This window comes from Kitasatospora sp. NPDC034035 (assembly GCF_055575755.1).
On the sequence record NZ_JBVISA010000017.1, the window covers coordinates 1 to 21,424 of the forward strand.

The 21,424-nt window shown below is 72.0% G+C and carries 18 protein-coding genes; 7 read left to right on the forward strand and 11 right to left on the reverse strand.

What is annotated here, in order from left to right; genetic code table 11:
• Window positions 1-97 precede the first annotated feature (97 nt).
• A complete protein-coding gene (locus tag ACZ52J_RS23500) occupies window positions 98-763 on the reverse strand; it encodes an MOSC domain-containing protein (RefSeq protein WP_465621423.1) in 666 nt (221 codons plus the stop codon).
• 500 nt (window positions 764-1,263) lie between these two features.
• Between ACZ52J_RS23500 and ACZ52J_RS23505 the strand changes: the two genes are divergently transcribed.
• The 6 genes from ACZ52J_RS23505 to ACZ52J_RS23530 all read left to right on the forward strand — a co-directional run bounded on the left by ACZ52J_RS23505 (window position 1,264) and on the right by ACZ52J_RS23530 (window position 5,567).
• Window positions 1,264-1,467 carry an EF-hand domain-containing protein gene (locus tag ACZ52J_RS23505; protein WP_360505410.1) on the forward strand — a complete coding sequence of 68 codons (204 nt, stop codon included), beginning with the start codon at window positions 1,264-1,266 and terminating at the stop codon, window positions 1,465-1,467.
• 364 nt (window positions 1,468-1,831) lie between these two features.
• On the forward strand, window positions 1,832-2,521 hold the full coding sequence (locus ACZ52J_RS23510; RefSeq protein ID WP_465621425.1) for a hypothetical protein: 690 nt from the start codon (window positions 1,832-1,834) through the stop codon (window positions 2,519-2,521).
• A gap of 31 nt (window positions 2,522-2,552) precedes the next feature.
• Entirely contained in the window at window positions 2,553-3,086 is a 534-nt protein-coding gene (locus ACZ52J_RS23515) for a SigE family RNA polymerase sigma factor (RefSeq protein WP_465621427.1), read from the forward strand.
• Window positions 3,083-3,784, forward strand: coding sequence for a hypothetical protein (locus tag ACZ52J_RS23520; protein WP_465621429.1), 702 nt, complete (start codon window positions 3,083-3,085; stop codon window positions 3,782-3,784). Before ACZ52J_RS23515 ends, ACZ52J_RS23520 begins: the two co-directional genes overlap by 4 nt.
• Before the next feature lie 162 nt (window positions 3,785-3,946).
• Entirely contained in the window at window positions 3,947-4,726 is a 780-nt protein-coding gene (locus ACZ52J_RS23525) for a VOC family protein (RefSeq protein ID WP_465621431.1), read from the forward strand.
• A 346-nt stretch (window positions 4,727-5,072) separates the two neighbouring features.
• Window positions 5,073-5,567 (forward strand): hypothetical protein, encoded by a 495-nt coding sequence (locus tag ACZ52J_RS23530; protein WP_465621433.1) that lies wholly within the window; start codon window positions 5,073-5,075, stop codon window positions 5,565-5,567.
• 87 nt (window positions 5,568-5,654) lie between these two features.
• On the opposite strand, the gene ACZ52J_RS23535 is transcribed toward ACZ52J_RS23530, so the two are convergent.
• The 10 genes from ACZ52J_RS23535 to ACZ52J_RS23580 form a co-directional block, all read right to left on the reverse strand.
• Window positions 5,655-6,815, reverse strand: a complete 1,161-nt coding sequence (locus tag ACZ52J_RS23535) for an MFS transporter (protein ID WP_465621435.1) — start codon at window positions 6,813-6,815, stop codon at window positions 5,655-5,657.
• A gap of 166 nt (window positions 6,816-6,981) precedes the next feature.
• A complete protein-coding gene (locus ACZ52J_RS23540; RefSeq protein WP_465621436.1) occupies window positions 6,982-7,707 on the reverse strand; it encodes an HAD family hydrolase in 726 nt (241 codons plus the stop codon).
• A gap of 129 nt (window positions 7,708-7,836) precedes the next feature.
• Complete coding sequence (locus tag ACZ52J_RS23545) at window positions 7,837-9,564, reverse strand: carbamoyltransferase family protein (RefSeq protein ID WP_465621438.1); 1,728 nt, start codon at window positions 9,562-9,564, stop codon at window positions 7,837-7,839.
• A 563-nt stretch (window positions 9,565-10,127) separates the two neighbouring features.
• The gene (locus tag ACZ52J_RS23550) at window positions 10,128-10,715 is read right to left on the reverse strand and encodes a dienelactone hydrolase family protein (protein ID WP_360505396.1); all 588 of its coding nucleotides are present in this window, start codon (window positions 10,713-10,715) and stop codon (window positions 10,128-10,130) included.
• A gap of 101 nt (window positions 10,716-10,816) precedes the next feature.
• Complete coding sequence (locus ACZ52J_RS23555; protein WP_465621440.1) at window positions 10,817-11,689, reverse strand: ABC transporter permease; 873 nt, start codon at window positions 11,687-11,689, stop codon at window positions 10,817-10,819.
• The gene (locus tag ACZ52J_RS23560; RefSeq protein ID WP_465621442.1) at window positions 11,686-14,463 is read right to left on the reverse strand and encodes an alpha/beta fold hydrolase; all 2,778 of its coding nucleotides are present in this window, start codon (window positions 14,461-14,463) and stop codon (window positions 11,686-11,688) included. Before ACZ52J_RS23560 ends, ACZ52J_RS23555 begins: the two co-directional genes overlap by 4 nt.
• A 236-nt stretch (window positions 14,464-14,699) precedes the next feature.
• Window positions 14,700-15,173 carry a GNAT family N-acetyltransferase gene (locus tag ACZ52J_RS23565; protein WP_465621444.1) on the reverse strand — a complete coding sequence of 158 codons (474 nt, stop codon included), beginning with the start codon at window positions 15,171-15,173 and terminating at the stop codon, window positions 14,700-14,702.
• Between the two features lies 1 nt (window position 15,174).
• Window positions 15,175-16,113 (reverse strand): RluA family pseudouridine synthase, encoded by a 939-nt coding sequence (locus tag ACZ52J_RS23570; RefSeq protein WP_360505388.1) that lies wholly within the window; start codon window positions 16,111-16,113, stop codon window positions 15,175-15,177.
• A gap of 61 nt (window positions 16,114-16,174) precedes the next feature.
• Window positions 16,175-16,810 carry a signal peptidase II gene (gene lspA / locus ACZ52J_RS23575; protein WP_465621654.1) on the reverse strand — a complete coding sequence of 212 codons (636 nt, stop codon included), beginning with the start codon at window positions 16,808-16,810 and terminating at the stop codon, window positions 16,175-16,177.
• Between the two features lie 172 nt (window positions 16,811-16,982).
• Window positions 16,983-17,528 carry a TraR/DksA family transcriptional regulator gene (locus ACZ52J_RS23580; RefSeq protein WP_465621446.1) on the reverse strand — a complete coding sequence of 182 codons (546 nt, stop codon included), beginning with the start codon at window positions 17,526-17,528 and terminating at the stop codon, window positions 16,983-16,985.
• A gap of 596 nt (window positions 17,529-18,124) precedes the next feature.
• Between ACZ52J_RS23580 and ileS the strand changes: the two genes are divergently transcribed.
• Window positions 18,125-21,256 (forward strand): isoleucine--tRNA ligase, encoded by a 3,132-nt coding sequence (ileS, locus tag ACZ52J_RS23585; RefSeq protein ID WP_465621448.1) that lies wholly within the window; start codon window positions 18,125-18,127, stop codon window positions 21,254-21,256.
• The last annotated feature ends 168 nt before the right edge of the window (window positions 21,257-21,424 follow it).

Consider the following 21,424-nt stretch of genomic DNA (forward strand, 5'->3'; position numbering starts at 1 on the left):
GATCCGACAACCGCTCACCCGCACACGACTTGACCTGCCCCACCCTCGCCACACCACAACCAACGACACACAGACCACAAAGTCACCGGCATTGGCCCTAGGCCCGGGTCCGCCGGCGCACCAGGTCCTTGATCTCCTCCGGCAGCGCCTCCGCCGCCAACAGGCCTGGCAGCAGCCGCGGTTCGGTTGTCACCGCGCGGAACGACCGGGCCACCGTGACGTCGTGGTCCGGGCGGTGCACCACCTCCACCGCATCCCCAGTACGCAGTTCGCCCGGCGCGATCACCCGCAGGTAGGCGCCGGGCAGGGCCGCCTCGGTGAAGCGCCGGATCCAGCCTTCGCGCGCCAGCCAGCCCTGGAAGGTGCCGCAGGGGATGCGCGCGCAGGACACTTCCAGGACGACGTCCGGGCCGATCCGCCAGCGCTCGCCGATCAGCGCGCCGTTCACGTCCAGGCCGACCGTAGTCAGGTTCTCTCCGAACGAGCCGTTGCCCAGGTCCCGGCCCAGTTCCTCCTGCCAGCCGTCGAGGTCCTCTCGGGCGTAGGCGTACACCGCCTGGTCGTCGCCGCCGTGGTTCCGCAGGTCGTACACCCGGTCTCCGGCCAGGCCGACCGCGCCGGTTCCCTTCGGCCCGGGCGCGGCAACCGCGACCGGGCCGTCCACCGGGTGCTTGTCGATGCCGGTCAGCCCGATGCCCTTCTTCCACGGGTTCGGCCGGGGCCTGCCGACGTTGACGGAGAGCAGTCGCGCACGTGCGTCCATGCTTCGACCGTACGGCGAACAGCCCGGGTCCGTGGGCAGGACCGGATCATCACCTCGGCCGGGGTCTCCTCCGGCATCGGCATGGCCGTCCGGCTCGCCGCCCTGCGCGCCGGCGACGTGACCGCCCAGGCGATCCAGCTCTACACCGAGTACGGCCCCCAACCACCCTCGTCACGTGTCCGCCGCAGGGCACGCGGCCGTCACGCCCGTCGAAGGCCCCCGACGACCTCGGCCGCCGCCATTCGTCAACCACCTCGCCGACACGCAACTCCTGCGGGTGAAAGCGAGTTGAGGCGGGCGCTTACGCCCACCGGATCACGCCCCGGGTGCCGACCTGGGCGCACGCCGCTCCACCGATAACCCGTCGGCACCGGCCGCCGGCGATAACGCAACCTGGAAATCGAAAGTCATTAAATCTCAGAAAATCGATCGCAGCCGAATTGCACATTTCTCCTCTATGCTCCCATGTGGCGGAAAAACACCCCTACGAAAGGAATCCCATGAGCGGCGACGCCCACAAGAAGGCCCAGTTCGACGAGATCGACACCGACGGTGACGGCTTCATCAGCGCCATGGAGCTCAAGACCCACCTCCAGAAGAACCCCAAGGTGAGCGAGGCCAACGCCGAGGCGCTCTTCAAGATCGCCGACGAGAACGACGACGAGCAGATCAGCTTCGAGGAATTTGCCGCGGTCATCCGGTAATCGTCTTTTCTCGGCCGGTCGCCCCGCTATCCCGGAATTCCGTGGACAGTCGGGGCGACCGGCTCAGCCATTTCTGCCCACGACCAGTCCGTCCACAACTGGTCCACCTCATCGCGCACTTCCCGCAGCACCGCGAGCAGCTTGCCCCGCACTGAGCCACGCACGTGCGGCGCCACTCGCGCCCGCCCTCCTGACGGCACACCCCGCCGCAGACGCGCCCCCAGCGGGAGGCGCTGTACCGTACCGCTCCGGTGATCCGGTGATCCGGTGATCGACGCGTGCAACCCGTTCGGCAGAGCGGGAGTACTCACGGATGGAGAGGCGCCGCTCCGGCCATTCATCCCCTGCGCGATCGAGGAGAACCATGACCCAGGCACGGACCAAGAAGCTCGCCGCAGCCGCCGCGGCCGCCACCGTCGTCGCGCTGGCGGGCCTCGCCCTGAGCACGTCCGCCAACGCCGACTCCACCCCCGCGAGCCCCCCGGCCGACGTCAATCCGCTCGCCTCGGCGATCGCCGCCGCGAAGGCCTCGGCCGCCGCCGCGCCCGCCACGCCGAAGAGCTCCCCCACCGCCGCACCCGTCGCCTCGGGGCCGGCCGCCGCGCCGCAGTCGACGACCGTGGGCAGCGGTGTGCTGGACGGCGCCACCTGGTCGGTGACGCTGACCTACTACCCCACCGCCCCCGCCGACTACGCGCCCGGCGAGAAGACCACCGGCAGCCTGGTCTGCCTGCGGACCGCCTACAACGACCGGGTCACCAGCCCGTACGGCGACTGCGCCGGCGTCAAGAGCCCCACCGACACCAGCCCCAGCGGCATGTACGGCGAGCACAACCTGCCCAACGGCGCCAGGCTCTTCCTCGCCCAGCCCGCCGCGAACGTCGCCGGCGCCACCATGACCTTCGGCAACGCCGCACCCACCACCGTCGCCACCGCCACCGTCCCCGGCACCGCCTTCACCGCCTACGCCATCCCCGTCCCCGCCGCCTCGCACATGAGCGCCCTCGACGAGTACGACACCCAACACCGCACCGTCGGCCACCGGAACTTCTGACCCCTCACCGACCCGAAGGACACCCATTTCCGTGCGCAGCGGCCCACAGCGTGCAGGCGAGGACGCCGGCTTCAGCGAGTTCGTGGTGGCCCGGTGGGGGGCGCTGGTGCAGACCGCCTATCTGCTCACCGGCGACTTCCACGAGGCCGAGGACTTGGTGCAGACCACCCTCGCGAAGGCGTATCCGCACTGGCGGCGGATCGACCCGGACACCGCCGCGAGCTACCTGCGGCGCGCGCTGGTGAACAACAACCGCAGCCGGTACCGGCGACGAAGGGTCAGCCACCTGCTGACGCCCTTCCTGCCGGACACCCCGGCGCCGGCGGCCGCCCACGGCGGCGAGGACCGAGACCTGCTGGTCGCGGCCCTCGCCGGGCTGCCCGAACGCCAGCGGGCCGTGGTGGTACTGCGCTACTGGGAGGACCTGAGCCTGGAGCAGGTCGCCGACGAACTCGGGTGCAGCATCGGCACGGTGAAGAGCCAGGCGTCCCGGGCGCTGACCAGGCTGCGCGCCGACCCCACCCTGCTCGACCACGCCGCCGACCTGTTGGGAGCGACCCCATGACCGATCGACTCCATGACGCCCTCGCCCGTTCGGCCGGGCGAGTCACCCCGTCGCCCGCGCCGGTCGCCGAGATCCTGCGGTCGGGCCGGGCCCGGCGCACCCGTCGCCGCCGGGCGCTGGCCGGCGTCGCGGCCGGCGCCCTGGCCTGCGCCGTGGCCGGCGTGCTCGCGCTCTCCTCGGACCCGCGGGACCCGGCGGGACCACCGCGGTCCGAGTTCGCCGCCGCGCCGCCGCCCCCGGTCGCGGGCGAGCTGTCGACGACCGTGGGCAGCGGTGTGCTGGACGGCGCCACCTGGTCGGTGACGCTGACCTACTACCCCACCGCCCCCGCCGGCTACGCACCCGGTGGGAGGAGCACCGGTGGCCTGGTCTGCCTCCGGACCGCCTACAACGGCCTGGTCAGCAGCCCGTACGGCGACTGCGCCGGCGTCAGGAGCCCCATCGACACCGGCCCCAGCGGCATCTACGGCCAGCAGAACCTGCCCAACGGCGCGAGCCTCTTCACCGCCCAGCCCGCCGCGAACGTCGCCGACGCCACCATGACCTTCGGCAACGCCGCACCCACGACCGCCACCACCGCCACCATCCCCGGCACCACCTTCACCGCCTACGCCATCCCCGTCCCCGCCGCCTCCCACATGAACACCCTCGACGAGTACGACACCCAACACCGCACCGTCGGCCACCAGAACCTGTGAGGGCCCGTTGGCCTCCGGACTGCGCAGGAAGTCGGCCGGTCCGACTTCCTGCGCAGCGTGCCGGCCGTCCACCGCCCCCACGGCCACGGCGGCGTGTCGAGTGGCGATTCACCTCCCGCGACGAAATCGTGACCGGCAGTAAACCCACCAGAAAGGGTCAAAATGCCTGAAGTCACCACCCCGTACCCGACCGGCACTCCGTGCTGGGTCGATCTGATGGCGAAGGACCAGCAGGCCGCGCTGGACTTCTACCGGGACCTCCTCGGCTGGCAGGGCCGGCCCGGCCCGGCCGAGTTCGGCGGCTACGCGGTCTGCGAGCTCGACGGCAAGGCCGTGGCCGGCATCGGCCCGGCGATGACCCCCGAGGGGATGCCGGAGCCGCCGACCGTCTGGAACAGCTATCTGGCGACCACCGACGCCCAGGCCACCCAGGACGCGATCGTCGCCGCCGGCGGCACCCTGCTCGTCCCGGTCGTGGACGTCGGCAACCTGGGCCGGATGCTGATCGCCGCCGACCGGCAGGGCGCGGTGTTCGGTGCCTGGCAGCCGGGCGAGTTCTCCGGCGCCCGGGTGGTCAACGAGGCCGGCGCGCTGACCTGGAACGAGCTGCACACCAGCGACATCCAGGCCGCGACAGCCTTCTACGGCGAGGCGTTCGGCATCGAGATCGAGCCGCTGGACGGCGCGGACTCGTACTGGGAACTGCGGGTCGGCGGCCGCGCGGTCGGCGGCGCCACCCTCCTCGCCAACGACCCGCCCGGCACCCCGGCGCACTGGCTGACCTACTTCGCGGTCGACGACGTCGATTCCACCGTGGACGCCCTGGTCAAGCGCGGAGGTACCGTCCTCGCCCCGCCGTTCGACATGGTGGCCGGCCGGATGACCGTCGCCACCGACCCCCAGGGTGCGGCCTTCGCCATGATCAAGCCCACCCCGATGTAGCCCTTCGAGCCGCCACCGAGCCCACCGAGCCCACCGCCGCCCGCCCGGAACCGTCCGGTCGGGCGGTTCTCGTTCTCCGGCCACCCCGGCTCACACCTCAACACACATATACTCACACTCACTCACACCTAAGGGCAGAACGGCGACATCTGGGGCCAGAACCTCGCCACCCCGGTGATTCCAACCACCGGCGCTGGCGCTGGAATTCGGCCATCCAGTACCGCACGCAGAACATCGGCGGCTCCGGTTCGGCCGTCCGCGCGACCTGAGCCCGGCCATCGCGGCCTCCCCGGACCTGCTGCACTTCATCGTCGTCGGCGCCAACGAGCGCATCTACCAGGGCGCCATGGGCGTCAACAGGAACTTCAGCCCCTGGTCCGAACTGCCGGGCGGCGCCCGGACGGAGTCCGCGGCCGCCGCCTCGACCTCGCCCGACAACCGCCTGACCGTCCTCCACCGCGGCACCGACAACCGCATCCACCGCCAGGGCCTGAACGTCCGCTACTGGCAGTGGGACAACAACTGGCAGCAGATCAGGAACACCAACACCAACGCCGCCCCGTCGATCGCGTACAACGGCCGTGACGGTCTGATGGTCGAGGCCTGGCGCGACGCCAACACCGGCCAGATCCTGACCTCCGAGAGCCTGACCTACGCCGCCGAGGCGACGGCCCCCCAGGGTGTGCCGCGCGGTAACAACGTCGCCAGCCCGTCGGCCCCGCGCGTGGACTCCGAGCCCGACGGTGTCGGCATGACCATCCGGGGTGGCAACTTCTACGACATCCAGGGCCACTACTTCCGGGCCAACATCATCTACAACATCCACAACTACTACGGCTGATCCCGGGCCAGACTCCGCCCCGGATTATGCGCAGGAAGTCGGCCCATCCGACTTCCTGCGCACCAATCGCGACCGCAGCACTCCCGCCTACTGCCGAGCAGACCGCAGCCACCCCGCGAGCCCGAGGCAGAGCAGGCACGCCCCGGCCAGGACCAGCGGAATCACCGCCGCCCCGCCCGACCCGCTGAGCGCCCCCACCACCGCCGGCACGACGGCGTTGCCGAGCATGCAGCAGAGCGTCAGCACGGAGGTCGCCTGCTGCGGCACCTCCGCCACGCCGGAGACCCAGGCGATCAGGGTCGGCAGCACCGGCGCGAGCGCCAGGCCGGCCAGCGGGTAGGCCACCACCGCGAGGTGCGGCACGGCTGCCAGCGCCAGCGCGCCGACCCCGGCCGCCAGGTAGCCGGGCAGGGTGGTGCGGCCCGACAGCCGCCTGGTCAGCTGCGGGAGGACCAGGCGCCCGATGGCCATCCCGGCCCAGAACCCCGAGGCCGCCGTCGTCGCGGCCTGCATGCTCCAGCCGTCGCGCACCAGCTGGGTCGACTGCCAGGTGCCGATGCTGGTCTCCATGCCCGCGTAGACCAGGCCCACCAGCAGGAACGGGAGCAACTCCAGCCCGATCCGCGCGCGTTGTCCGCCCTGCGCCGCCTGCCCGCCCTGCGCCGCCTGCCCGCCCTGCGACGGCTGCCCGCCCGACGCGGCTTCGGGGGTGGCGAGCACCGCCCCCGCCCGTCCGACCAGGAAGCACGGCAGCGCGCACACCGCCGCCGCCAGGGCGAGCAGCCGGATGTCCGTGTGCCCGACGGCCCCCGCGGCCAGCGGGCCCAGCATGGCGCCGATTCCGAAGACCGCGTTCAGCCGGTTGACCATCACCACGCTGTTCCCGGCGAACCCGCGCGCGAACGCGGTGTTGAGAGTGAGCGCCAGCCCGCCGTACCCGATGCCGGTGACGGTCGCGCAGCCGAGGTAGGCGGTCCAGCCGGGGCTGGCCGCCATCCCGGCCGCGCCCGCCGCGAAGACCGCGAGCAGGACGGGCGGCGCCGCCCGGACGTTCAGCCGCCGACCCAGCAGCCCGATGCAGACGGTCGCCGCGAGCGCGCCGAGGTTGTACGCGGAGACCACCCGCCCGACCTCGTGCTCGGCGCCGAAGCGCTCCCGCAGGAAGGGGAGCGAAGCGCCGAGCGAGGCGGTGAGCACGCCCAGGACGAGGAAGACGCAGAACGCCGAGACCGCCGCCGACCTGGCCATCACCGGCGCCGCCGGTTCAGCCCGGTCAGCCGCTTCAGCCGCTTCAGCCCGTTCGACGTGCTCAACGACCTCAACGTGCTCAACATCCTCAGCCTGATCGGCCGAGGCCCCCGGCGCCCGTGGTATCGAGTCCACGAGCGCCGGGTTCGACGCGGCCCGGCGCGCCTCAGCCACCGTTGGGCCCGACGGCGAGCACCACGGTGACCCGCCCGTCCGGGTCGGTCAGCGTGATCGCCCCGCCCCCGTCGCCGTCCGCCACCACCAACGCGGTGAAGTCCGGTACGGCGACCACCGCGCCGGCCTCGACGAGGGCCGGCCCGCCGATCCCGACGCACACCGCCCCCGCCGCGACCGCCGAGCGCACCCCGCTGACCGAGTCCTCGAAGACCAGCGCGCGCTGCGGCCGGATCCCGAGCCCCCGGCAGGCCGCCAGGTACGGGTCCGGGTGCGGCTTGCCCCGCTCGACGTCGTCCCGGGTGACCCGCACCCGGAAGACGTCGAGCAGGTCGAGCCCGCCCAGCGCGTTGTCGATCTTCCGGGTCCAGCTGCTGGTGGCCAGGCCGATCGGCACACCGGCGTCCCGGAGGCGGGTGGCGAGCCCGTCGGCGCCGGGGACGGACCGGTACGGGGCCTCTTCCTCGACGGTGTCGACCTCGGCCCAGATCGCATTCCGGTCGGCGTCCGAGTGGTCGGGGAAGATCAGCCGCACCGTCTGGTCGCCGGTCCGCCCGTGGACGTACTCCTCGATCTCCGGGTCGGCCAGGACCCGGCCGTGGCGCCGAGCCACCGACCGCCACGCCTCCTCGATCACGGGCCTGGAGTCGATCAGGACCCCGTCCATGTCGAAGACGACGGCCTCGACCTCGTACCGCGTTCCGGCGTGCGGCTGCATCGGTCTCCTCACTCGGCGTTCATGCCATACGGTCTGACGATAGTTCAATGCTCGTCGGCCAGGCGGTCAACTGGACTAGACCTCACGGCTGACCTCACGACTGACCCCCCGGCCGATCGAGCCACCGGCCTAGCCGGACTGCCGCGCCATGAAGGTGTTGGCGGAGTCCTTCCAGACCAGGTACACGTCGTCGACGAGCAGCAGGTCGATCACCTCGTCGGCCAGCGGGTCCAGCGCGTCGCGGTGCGATCCGACGATCGGCTCCTCGTGCTTGTTGAACGAGGTGTTCACCAGCGCCGCCTGGCCGCTGCGGTCGTACCAGGCCATCAGCAGCTCGTGCAGGAACGGGTCGTCCTGGGCCCGGACGATCTGCGGGCGGGCGGTGTTGTCGACGTGCACCACCGCCGGGCAGGCCTTGGCGAACGTCTCGTGGCAGTCGTAGGTGATCGTCATGAACAGCGCCGACGGCTGCTCGGGCTCCCAGCCCACGTAGCAGTCCGCCGCCAGGTCCTCGGCGGTGATCGGCGCGAAGGGCATGAACTCGGTACGGTTCAGCCGCTTGTTGAGCCAGTCGTTCATGGTCACGTCGGCGGTGCCGTAGATGACGCTGCGCCGGCCGAGGGCGCGCGGGCCGAACTCCATCCGGCCGCGGTAGGTGCCGATGACCTGGTCCGCCTCCAGTGCGCCCAGCAGCACCTCCTGCATGGACTCGCCGATCCGCCGGTAGCGCAGCTCGGGGTAGTCCCGCAGGAGCTCCTCCAGCCGGCCCTCGGAGATCGCGGCGTCCGGCCCGAGCGCCATCGAGGGCACCCGCGGGCGCTCGCCGGTCTCCCGGTGGGCCACGATCACGGCGGTCTGCAGCGGCAGCCCGCCGTCGCCCATCGGCGGCAGCACGTAGATGTTCCGCACGCCCTCGGTCTCGAAGATCCGCTGGTTGAGCTTGACGTTGGCGAACACGCCGCCGGACAGGCAGACGTTGCCGCTGGGCACCCGGCCGATGTGCCGCGCCACCACGGCGGTCAGCAGGTCCTCCACGTGCCGCTGGGCGGCGGCCGCGACGTCGGCCGGCTCGTGGGTGGCGATCTCGGCCAGCAGCGCCTCGGAGTAGCCCTCGTAGGACGGCTGGTACCAGTCGCCGCAGCGGGCGCGGATCGCGCCGTTCTCCTCGACGTCGATCATCCGCCGCATCAGCGGGAGGAGCTTCTCCGGGTCGCCGTTGGCGGCCAGGCCGGTGATCTTGCCCTCGTGGCGGTTGGGGCGGAAGCCGAGCAGCTTGGTGATCCGACCGTAGAAGTAGCCGAGGCTGTCGATCGAGGTCTCGCGCTGGAGCACCTCCTCGCCGCCGGGGAAGTAGTGCGTGACGGTCAGGGACTGGAAGTCCCCACGGCCGTCGCAGGTGACCACGAGGGCGTCGTCGAACGGGGAGCAGAGGTAGGCGCCCAGCCCGTGCGACTCGTGGTGGTCGACGTGAACCACCTTGCCGCGCAGCCCGTTCGCTTCGATGAAGGCATCGAACTCGCCGCGCTTCTCGCGGTCGTTCTGAATTTCGTCGGATATCCGCTTGCGGAGGTGCGGAAGCGCCTCGGGGCGCAGCCTGGCCTCCTCCGAAATGCGGTCCACATAGAGCAGCAGGTGCTTTTCGGCGCTGAATCCCGCCTGCCACCCGTAGGCCACCCGGTCGACATCGGAAAGGGTGACCCCGGCCTCCTTCAGGACGTAGTCGATCGACTGCTCCGGCCAGGCCTTGTGGTCCTTGATCCGGGAGAAGCGCTCCTCGCTGACGGCCGCGACGACCGTTCCGTCCTGAACCAGGCAGGCGCCGGCCAGGTCGTTGTTGGTGATTCCGAGAACAAGCATGTGCCGCCCCAATGATTAGTCGCGGGAATGGCTCGCCGGCATTTCCGCGGATTCGGCGAACTGGTGAGGTGGAGTGCACCGCGACTCTATGGAGTGGTTTCCCGGGAGATCAACGACGCCGTGGGAAATCCGGTCAACCTGACCACCCGTCGGACGGTGACGCCGGGGCGGCCGTTTGGTTAACAACAGTTCGTAGCTCGATCATCCGTGCTGGCAGAGTGACACATGCTCGACAAGAGGTCTGGACCACTACCCTGTTGATCACTGTGGGTAGCTGTCCGGAAACAGTCTTTCCGACCCGCGAACCGGTGCGCGACCGGCACTTCCGCCACTTCCCGACCGTCCCCCCGGCGCCTCACCACTCCCGCTCCACCGGTCACATGACGCCTCGTCAGCCCCACGCGACGTCGGCGGCGACGTCGGCGGTCTCCACCCCTGGAAACGCCGAAGGCCAGACCGAAGCCTTCGCTTCGACCTGGCCTTCCCGGACCCGCGACCTACTGACGGCCCCCGTCAGCCCTGCTGCCCGTCAGTCCTGCGGTCCCCGCCAGTCCTCCTGCCCGTCAGTCCTCCTGCCCGTCCACCTCCACCAGGAAGTCCAGCGACGCCGCCCAGGCCCGCTCCGCCGCCTGCTCGTCGTAGTCCGGCAGCTCCGGGTCGGTGAACAGGTGCCCGGCCCCCCGGTAGCGGTGCACCTCGACCTCCGCCCCGGCCCGCCGCATCCGCAGGTACCAGGCGTTCAGCCAGTCCTCCGGCTCGAAGGGGTCCGGCTCCGCGATGTGCAGCTGGACGGGGATCGACGTGGCGGCGTCCTCCCGCAGGTCCGAGGTGCCGTGCAGGAGCAGCAGCCCGCGCGCCTTCTCGTCGGCCAGCGCCAGGTTCTGCGCGACGGCACCGCCGAGCGAGAAGCCCGCGTACACCAGCCCGCCCTCGGACACCGGCGCGGCGGCCGTCACCGCTCGCTTCAGCAGTTCGTCGCGGCCGCCGATCTCCTCCTGGAACTCCTGCGCCTCCTCGACCGAGTCGAAGGTCCGCCCGTCGAACAGGTCCGGCGTGTGCACGGTGTGTCCGGCGGCGCGCAGCCGGTCGGCGGCGGCGTGCACGGCGGGGCGCAGCCCGTAGGCGGAGTGGAAGAGGACGATCTGGGCCACGGTTGGGGTCCTTCACCTGCAGAGGTCAGCTACCCACCCATGATCCCCCATGTCCCACCCGCCGCCACGACACCACCGGGCCCCATGACACCGTCCGGGCCCTACGACACCACGTCCTTGCGCGCGAACCCCCGGAACGCGAGCGCCAGCAGCACCGCCGCGTACGAGAGCGACAGCGAGACGCCCTGCACCATCCCGCCCCATTCCAGTTGCGGCTGCAGCGCGTCCGCCCACGCGTACTGCCAGTGCGCCGGCAGCCATTCCCGCAGGTCGCCGAGCGCGGTGACGGCGTCCAGCACCCCGGTGATGATCGACGCGAACACCGCGCCGCCGACCGCGCCCAACGGCGCGTCCGTCGCCGTGGACAGCCAGAACGCGAGGGCCGCGATCACGATCTCGCTCAGGAAGACGAAGGCCACCGCGATGGCGATCCTGGGCAGCGCCTCGCCGGCCGGCAGGCTGGCCCCGGCGGGCAGCTTGAGGTCGCCCCACCCGTAGGCGGCGGTCCCGACGACCAGTCCGATCGCGGGCAGCATGACCACGGCGACCGCCGAGAACACCAGCCCGACCGTGAACTTGCGGGCCAGCAGCCGGGCCCGGGGCACGGGCGCGGCCAGCAGGTACCGCAGCGAGGACCAGCTGGCCTCCGAGGCGACGGTGTCCCCGCAGAACAGCGCGACCGGGATCACCAGCATGAAGCCGGTGCCCACGAAGAGCATGGTGACCGCGAAGTTGGCGCCCGAGGCGGTGGCCAGCTCGATGAAGGTGGTCCGGTCGGGTCGGCCCGGGGTGCCGCCGATCTGGAACGCGGCCAGGAGGACGAACGGCATGGCGGCCAGCACCGCGCCGATCACCAGGGTGCGGCGCCGGCGCAGCTGGCGCATCGCCTCCACCCGCAGCGGCAGCGTCCGGCTCGCCCGGTACCCCTCCGCGTGGTCAGCCGAGACTGCGGAGACCTCCGAGACCTGGCTCATCGCTCGCCACCTCCGATCAACGACAGGAACGCGTCCTCCAACCGCCGCTGCGGCCCGGCGCTCTGCACCGGCACCCCCAGCCGCACCAGCTCCGCGAGCAGTTCGCTCGCGGCCAGGCCGTCGAGCCGTACCAGCAGCCCGTCCTCGACGGCCTCCGCCGAGCCGACCCCGGCCAGCGCGGCCACCTTCTCGGCCGCCGACTCCGGGTCGTACGAAGCGGCGACGCCGATCATTAGCAGCTCCGACGACCCGACGATCTCACTGACGGCACCGGCCGTCACCAGCTTCCCTCGGTCCATCACGACCAGATCCGTACAGCTCTGCTCGACCTCGGACAGCAGGTGACTCGAAACGATCACCGTCCGCCCGCCCGCTGCGTACCGGATCATCACCTCGCGCATCTCGCGGATCTGCGGCGGGTCCAGCCCGTTGGTCGGCTCGTCCAGGATCAGCAGGTCCGGCATCCCGAGCATGGCCTGCGCGATCGCCAGCCGCTGCCGCATGCCCTGCGAGTACGTCCGCACCGCGCGGTCCAGCGCCTCCCCGAGCCCCGCGATGGCCAGCGCCTCCTCGAAGCACGCGTCGGCCTCCGGCCGCCCGGTCGCCTGCCAGTACAGCCGCAGGTTGGCCCGCCCGGTGAGGTGCGGCAGGAAGCCCGCTCCCTCCACGAACGCCCCGACCCGCGACAGCACCGGCGCCCCGGGCCGCACCAGGTGCCCGAAGATCCGGATCTCCCCGGCGTCCGGCCGGATCAGGCCCATCAGCATCCGCAGCGTGGTGGTCTTGCCCGCGCCGTTCGGCCCGAGCAGCCCGAGCACCTGCCCCTGGTCCACCCGGAAGCCCAACTCCCGTACGGCGTAGCGGTCCTGGGAGCCCTTGTAGCGCTTGCTCAGCCCGCTGATCCGCAGCGGGACCGCGGCCAGCTCCGGATCGAACTCCGGGCCGCCGGCCGCCCGCCGACGCCGCAGCCGCGGCGTCAGCACCAGGCCCGCGGCCACCACCACGGCGGCCAGCGGCAGCAGCCAGGTCCGCGCGGGCAGCGGCGCCGCCTCGGTGACCAGCTCCTGAACGGTCGGCGCGGTGATCACCCCGGCCGGCGCGACCTGGTAGGTGGCCGACTCGACGGGCGAGGCGTACGCGAGGTCGGTGCTCGCCAGCACCAGCCGCACCCGGTGCCCGGCCGGGAAGGTGTGGTCCACCGTCGGCAGCGCCACGGTGACCGTCCGCCCGGCGTCCGCGCCGGTGACCCGCAGCGGCGCGGCGAGCTGCTGCGGCAGCACCGCCTTGCCGTCCGGCCCGACGTCGTACAGCTTCGCGAACAGCACCGCGTCCGGCCGGTCCGCCTTCACCCGCACCGGCACGGTCGGCTGCCCGGTCAGGTGCAGCGGCGAGTCCAGCGGCGGCGAGTCGAAGGCGGCGTTCTGCCCCGGGAAGTCCAGCGACAGCCCGGCGCCCAGCGAGGCGGCCTGGCTCAGGGCGCCGATGCCCGGCAGCGTCGAGATCCCCGGCGGCGCCCCGCCGGGCGGGTTGGCGATGGTCTTCTCCCCGCCCGTCACCGCGACGGCCCGCGAGCCCGTCCCGCCGAGCCCGGGGTAGCGGTCGGCGGTGGCCCCGCGCAGCACGGCCTGGAAGCCGGTGGAGTCCACCCCGCCGGTCCGGGTCACCCGGAACGCCGGCCCGGTGTCGTTGCCGCGGCCTCGCAGGTAGTGCTCGAACCAGGCCGTCACCCGGTCGTCGACCCGCGCGCTGGTGTCCGTCCCGCCGTCGTGTCCGCCGGCGAACCAGTCCACCGCCACCGGCGCGCCGTTCGCGGCGATCGCCTGCGCGATCCGGTCGCCCTGGTCGAGCGGGAACAGCGAGTCCTGCTGCCCCTGCACCACCAGCGTGGGCGCCTTGAGCTGCGCGGCGACCGACGACGGGCTGGAGCGGTCCAGCAGCGCGACGGCCTCCGGGTCGGCGTGCCCGGCGGTGGCGACCCGGTCGTACATCTGGCAGAGCGACTCCAGGAACCGCCCGCACCCGGCCTGCCCGTCCGCCATCGGCTTCGCCTCGCCGCCCTCGCGCGGTGCACCGCCGGACGGCCCGAGGTCCCCGGCCGAGCCGGTGGTGAAGAAGATCCCGGCCCACAGCTTCTTGAACACGCCGTCCGCCGCGGCCGAGCCCTGCACGCCCTGCGGGAACAGCGCGTCCGCCAGGTTCCACCAGGTGATCTGGGTCGCCACCGCGTCGATCCGGTGGTCGTACGCGGAGGCCAGCAGCGAGATCGCCCCGCCGTACGAGGCGCCGGTGATGCCGACCTTCGGGTCGCCGGGCCCGTCGAGCTGCACTTCGGGCCGCTGGGCCAGCCAGTCCACCAGGTGCCGGACGTCCTCGACCTCGCGGTCCGGCGCGTTGAGGCCGATCTTGCCGCCCGAGCGGCCGAACCCGCGCGCCGACCAGGTCAGCACCGCGTACCCCTGCCGGGCGAGCTGCTGGGCGCGTTCGCGCTCGCCCTCCTTGGAGCCGCCGAAGCCGTGCGCCAGCAGCACCGCCGGACGCGGACCGCTTCCGGCGGTGAAGAACGAGGTGTCCAGCTGGACCTGCTGCGTGCTGCCGGGCGTCTCCGGCATGCTGAGGAAACGGTCCTCCTGTCGGACCGTCTGCTCACCGCCGGACGCCACTGTCGCCGTGCCCACCCCGGCCACCGCCACCAGGGCGACCGCACCGGCCAGCACCCTTCGCCTGACCGTCGTACCCCGGCCGCGCCAGCGACGCCATGCCCCACCGAACTCCATGGCCGCTGATCGTATCCGCCGTCCGGGTAGGCGCCTGATAAGCACCCCTGAAGCCGGCCCGCCGTGAGCCCGGTTCACCCCACTACGCCCGGGTTGCGTACGGCTCCGCCTCGCCTCTCCCCCACCCCCGAAACCCACCCCCGAAACCCACCACCGAAGCCCACCACCGAACACGAATTCCCCGCGCCCCGACGGGGCGCGGGGAACCGCGCGAAACGCAAGGCCTACAGCGCCGCCTACAGCACCCGGGTCATCGTCCGGTGCGGAATCCCGGCGTCGTCGTACACCGGTCCCTCCGCCACGTACCCGAGCCGCTCGTAGAACCCGAGCGCGTGGACCTGCGCGTGCAGCTCCACCTCCGAGGCCCCGCGCTCCGCCCCCGCGGCCTCGATCGCCCGCACGAGCTGCGCCCCCAGCCCGGTCCCCCGGGCCGCCGGCAGCACCGCGAGCCGCCCGAGCAGCACCCGCCCCTCGACGCCCCCGGTCAGCTCCCGCGCCTGGTCGCCGAAGATCAGCCGCCCGGTGCCGAGCGCGGCCCCGTCGGCGCCCACCGCCAGCAGGTGCACCGAGGTCCCGTCGTACCGGTCGTACTCCAGCTCCTCCGGCACGTTCTGCTCGACGATGAACACCTCCCGCCGGACCGCCCGCACGAGCGCCAGGTCGGCGTCACCCTCGGCGACCCGGATGGCGATCCCCACGCCAGTGCTCATGTCAGCTCTCCGCCGCGATGACGTCCAGCGCGCCCTGCAGGTCGGCGGGGTACTCGCTGGAGAACTCGACCCACTGCCCGTCCGACGGGTGCTCGAAGCCGAGCGACACCGCGTGCAGCCACTGCCGGGTCAGCCCGAGCCGCTTGGCCAGCGTCGGGTCGGCCCCGTACGTCAGGTCGCCCACGCACGGGTGCCGCAGCGCGGACATGTGGACGCGGATCTGGTGGGTGCGCCCGGTCTCCAGCTTGATCGCCAGCAGCGACGCGGCCCGGTACGCCTCGATCAGGTCGTAGTGCGTGACGGACGCCTTGCCGTCCTGGGTCACCGCCCACTTCCAGTCCGAGCTGGGGTGCCGCCCGATCGGCGCGTCCACGGTGCCGCTCATCGGGTCCGGGTGCCCCTGGACCAGCGTGTGGTACCGCTTGTCGGTGATCCGGTCGTGGAACTGCCGCTTGAGGTCGGTGTACGCGCGCTCGGACTTGGCGACGACCATCAGGCCCGAGGTGCCGACGTCCAGCCGGTGCACGATGCCCTGCCGCTCGGCCGCGCCCGAGGTGGAGATCCGGTACCCGGCCGCGGCGAGCCCGCCGATCACGGTGGGGCCGGTCCAGCCCGGGCTGGGGTGCGCGGCGACGCCGACCGGCTTGTCGACCAGCACGATGTCCTCGTCGTCGTGGACGATCCGCATGCCCTCGACGTGCTCGGCGACGATCTGCACCGGGGCGGCGGGGGCGGGGATCTCGACCTCCAGCCAGGAACCGCCGGTCACCCGGTCCGACTTTCCGGCCACGGCGCCGTCGAGCGTCACCTTGCCGTCGGCGGCCAGCTCGGCGGCCTTGGTCCGGGAGAAGCCGAACATCCGGGCCAGGGCGGCGTCGAGGCGTTCGCCCTCCAGGCCGTCGGGAACGGGGAGGCTTCGGATCTGCGCTGCGGTACTCACCCGTACGAGTATGCCGGAAACCCGGCCCGCCCCTTCCCGGGGCGGGCGGGCGGCCGCCGCGCTACTCCTCCTTGCCACCCTGCTGGTGGACGGTCCCGTCCGGGTTGCTGCCCCGGAAGGACAGCAGCACGACCAGGATCCCGCCGCAGACGATCGCCGAGTCGGCGAGGTTGAAGACCGCGAAGTGCTGGACGGAGATGAAGTCCACGACGTGTCCGCGGAAGACGCCGGGCCAGCGGAACAGCCGGTCGGTGAGGTTGCCCAGCGCCCCGCCGAGCAGCAATCCGAGCGCGATCGCCCACGGCAGGCTGTACAGCCGGCGGGCGATCCGCCAGATCACCACGATGACGGCGGAGGCGATCATCGTGAAGACGACGGTCAGGGCCTGGCCCATGCCGAAGGCCGCGCCCGAGTTGCGGATCACCTGGAAGGTGACGACGTCCCCGATCACCTTGATCGCCGAGTGGTTCTCCAGCTTGGCGACGACCAGCAGCTTGCTGGCGAGGTCGATCAGGAAGGCGAGGACCGCGATGACCAGCAGTACCCCGATCCGCCGCGGGCCCTTGGGCTTCTCCGCCACCGTCGGTTCGTCCACGGACGCCGCCTCGGACGGCTCGGCCACGGGCACCTCCACGCCATCGGCGGGGGACGGGACTGCGTCGTCCCGGGTCTGGGGGGAACCTTGCGTACTGATGATCCGCTCCGCTGCCGATGGAGCTCCCCCGGCGTAGGAGGGGGAGGGTGGTGGGCCAGTGCCGACCCGACCGCGTCCGCAACCACGAACAGACGAGTCAGGCGACGTTACGGGGTCGAGCGTACGGCAAGCCCGACCCCCCGCGTCGCTCCGGTCGCCCGGTTCGGCAGCCGGTTCAGCGGCGTTCCTGCTTGGCCTTGCACTGCACGCAGAGCGTCGCCCGCGGGAAGGCCTGCATCCGGGCCTTGCCGATGGCCTTTCCGCAGGACTCGCAGGTGCCGAACCCGACGCCCTCCAGCCGGCCCAGGGCGCGCTCGGTCTGGGCGAGGCTGTCGCGCGCGTTGTTGGCCAGCGCCAGCTCGCTCTCCCGCGAGATGTTCTTCGTCCCGGCGTCGACCTGGTCGTCGCCGGCCCCGTCGTTGGAGTCGCGCATCAGACCGGAGATGGCCGCCTCGGCGGCGTCGATCTCGTTCTGCAGCCGCTCCAGCTCGCCGATCAGCTCGTTGTGGAGCTCGTGGACCTCCTCGGTGGTCCACGGGTCCTCGCCGGGCCGGACCGGCAGCGTTGCCGGGTCCACGGACTCGGCCCCACGCGGCACGGTGACGGTGTCGGTGCTGGACTTCGGTGCGGTAGTGGTCACGGTCCCCTCCCCTGGATCGACCGCCACGGCCTTGCGTGCCCGCTTGGTGGCGGTACCCGCGCCGGTTCCCTTCTCAGCCATGGCTTCGACTCCATCTACGAACGAATCGAGCCGCCGGTTCCCGGCGGCTTCCAGTGCCGGAACGATAATCCCGATCAAAACCGGTCACAACATGACATACCGACGCCTCATAACGATCCCACCCAGGCAGCCGCCCCAGCCGCCACGCCCCTCGCGCTGACAGGGTTGTGCCCACATCGCCCCCGCCTAACCACCGCCCCGACCACCGCCCTGACCAGCCCCGCCACCAGCCCGGCCACCAACCCGGCCGCCCGCCCCGGAGGCCGCCCGCCCGAAACGGTTTGGACAAACCGACTCGCCCGGCCGATACACTGGCCCTGCAAGGCGCAGATGGGACGAGTACCGACGTACGCAGCCACGAGCGACCCGGGGATGGTGCGAGCCCGGGGGTGTGCACGACGGGAAGATCACCCCGGAGCCGCCGGAAGAACGGCCACCGCGAAGCCCGCGGCGGTCCACTAGACCCGGCAGCAAGCCCAAACAAGAGGGCCGCAACGCAGCACCGCGGCCAAGGAGGGTGGTACCGCGGGGCGGCCTGGCCGTCTCGTCCCTCCGGAGGATCCAGTCCCAGCATCCGCCGGAGGTAGACGCCCGCGATGAGCAGCTCCTACAACCCCGTCCCGGCGCAGGTGGACCTGCCTGCCCTGGAGCACCAGATCCTGTCGTTCTGGCAGGACAACAAGATCTTCCAGCGCAGTCTGGAACAGTCCGAGGGCCGCCCCGAGTGGGTCTTCTACGAGGGCCCGCCGACCGCCAACGGCATGCCCGGCGCCCACCACATCGAGGCCCGCGTCTTCAAGGACGTCTTCCCGCGCTACCGGACCATGAAGGGCTACCACGTCGCCCGCAAGGCCGGCTGGGACTGCCACGGCCTCCCGGTCGAGCTCGCCGTCGAGAAGGAGCTCGGCTTCTCCGGCAAGCAGGACATCGAGGCGTACGGCATCGCCGAGTTCAACGCCAAGTGCCGCGACTCGGTGACCCGCCACACCGACGCCTTCGCCGAGCTGACCACCCGCATGGGGTACTGGGTCGACCTGGACTCGGCCTACCGGACGATGGACCCGTCGTACGTCCAGTCCGTCTGGTGGTCGCTCCGGCAGATCTTCGACAAGGGCCTGCTGGTCCAGGACCACCGGGTCGCCCCCTGGTGTCCGCGCTGCGGCACCGGCCTGTCCGACCACGAGCTGGCCCAGGGCTACGAGACCGTGGTCGACCCCTCGGTCTTCGTCCGCTTCCCGCTGACCAGCGGCCCGCTGGCCGGCCAGGCCGCCCTGCTGGTGTGGACCACCACCCCGTGGACCCTGGTCTCCAACACCGCCGCCGCCGTCCACCCCGAGGTCACCTACGTGGTGGCCACCGACGGCAACGAGAAGCTGGTCGTCGCCGAGCCGCTGGTCGCCAAGGCCCTCGGCGAGGGCTGGGAGACCACCGGCGAGTCCTTCACCGGCGCCGAGATGGAGCGCTGGGCCTACCGCCGCCCCTTCGACCTGGTCGAGATCGAGAACGCGCACTACGTCCTCAACGCCGACTACGTCACCACCGAGGACGGCACCGGCATCGTCCACCAGTCCCCCGCCTTCGGCGCGGACGACCTCGCGACCTGCCGCAAGTACGGCCTGCCGGTGGTCAACCCGGTGCTCGCCGACGGCACCTTCGCCCCCGAGGTCCCGCTGGTCGGCGGCCAGTTCTTCAAGAAGGCCGACGAGGCCCTGGTCGCGGACCTCAAGGAGCGCGGCCTGCTCTTCCGCCACCTGCCGTACGAGCACAGCTACCCGCACTGCTGGCGCTGCCACACCGCTCTGCTCTACTACGCGCAGCCGTCCTGGTACATCCGGACCACCGCCGTCAAGGACGCGCTGATCCGCGAGAACGAGGCCACCAACTGGTTCCCTGAGACGGTCAAGCACGGCCGTTTCGGCGACTGGCTGAACAACAACATCGACTGGGCGCTCAGCCGCAACCGCTACTGGGGCACCCCGCTGCCGATCTGGCGCTGCGAGGAGGGCCACCTCACCTGCGTCGGCTCGCTGGCCGAGCTGACCGAGCTCACCGGCACCGACCAGAGCGGCCTCGACCCGCACCGCCCGTACATCGACGCGGTGACCTTCGCCTGCCGCGACTGCGGCGGCACCGCCACCCGCGTGCCCGAGGTCATCGACGCCTGGTACGACTCGGGCTCGATGCCCTTCGCCCAGTACGGCTACCCGTACCAGAACAAGGAGCTGTTCGAGAAGCGCTACCCGGCGCAGTTCATCTCCGAGGCGATCGACCAGACCCGCGGCTGGTTCTACACGCTGATGGCGGTCGGCACCCTGGTGTTCGACAAGAACAGCTACGAGAACGTCGTCTGCCTGGGCCACATCCTGGCCGAGGACGGCCGCAAGATGTCCAAGCACCTGGGCAACATCCTGCAGCCCATCCCGCTGATGGACCAGCACGGCGCCGACGCCGTCCGCTGGTTCATGGCGGCCGGCGGCTCGCCCTGGTCGGCCCGCCGGGTCGGCCACGGCACCATCCAGGAGGTGGTCCGCAAGACCCTCCTCACCTACTGGAACACCGTCGCCTTCCAGGCCCTGTACGCCCGCACCTCGAACTGGGCGCCCTCCGCGAGCGACCCGGCCCCGGCCGACCGCCCGCAGCTGGACCGCTGGGTGCTCTCCGAGCTGAACACCCTGGTCCGCGAGGTCGACGCGGCCTTCGAGGCGTACGACACCCAGCGCGCCGGCAAGCTGCTCTCCGGCTTCGTCGACGACCTGTCCAACTGGTACGTCCGCCGCGGCCGCCGCCGCTTCTGGCAGGGCGACGCCGCCGCGCTGGCCACCCTGCACGAGGCGCTGGAGACGGTCACCCGCCTGATGGCCCCGCTCACCCCGTTCATCACCGAGCAGGTCTGGCAGGACCTGGTCGTCCCGGTCGTCCCGGACGCCCCGGCCTCGGTCCACCTGGCCACCTGGCCACAGGCCGACGAGTCGCTGATCGACGCGGACCTCTCCCGGCACATGGCGCTGGTCCGCCGCCTGGTCGAGCTGGGCCGGGCCACCCGCGCCGAGTCCGGCGTGAAGACCCGTCAGCCGCTCTCCCGCGCGCTGGTCGCCGCCCAGGGCTGGGAGGAGCTGCCCGCCGACCTGCGCGCGCAGATCGCCGAGGAGCTCAACGTCTCCACCCTGGAGTCGCTCGCGGAGGTCGGGGGCTCACTCGTCGACACGAGCGCCAAGGCCAACTTCCGCGCGCTGGGCAAGCGTTTCGGCAAGGGCGTGCAGGACGTCGCCAAGGCGGTCGCCGCCACCGACGCCGCCCGCCTGGCCGCCGAGCTGCGCGCCGACGGCGAGACCCGCGTCGAGCTCGACGGCGAGACGATCACCCTTTCGCCGGACGAGGTGATCATCACCGAGACCCCGCGCGAGGGCTGGGCCGTCGCCAACGAGTCCGGCGCCACCGTCGCCCTCGACCTGGCCATCACCCCGGAGCTCAAGCGCCTCGGCGTCGCCCGCGACGCCATCCGCCAGATCCAGGAGGCCCGCAAGAACTCCGGCCTGGACGTCGCCGACCGCATCGTCCTGCGCTGGCGCGCCGCCACCGAGGAGACCGCCGAGGCCATCGCCGAACACGGCCCCCTCGTCGCCGAGGAGGTCCTCGCCACCGACTTCGCCGCCGGCGCAGCCGACTGGGACTCCGAGACCTTCACCGACGACTCGCTCGGCCTCGCCTTCCAACTCCGCAAGGCCTGACCCCCGGCGAAGCCGCCGTCACCCCCGGGTGACGGCGGCTTCGCCATACCCACACCCACCCCGCGCCCCTCCCCCGAACCCCCGGTCCGGCCCCGTCTCCACCCCCACCCGCCCACACAAGAAGGCGCCCCCTCCCCGACCCGGAGGTCAGAAAGGGGACGCCCTCAG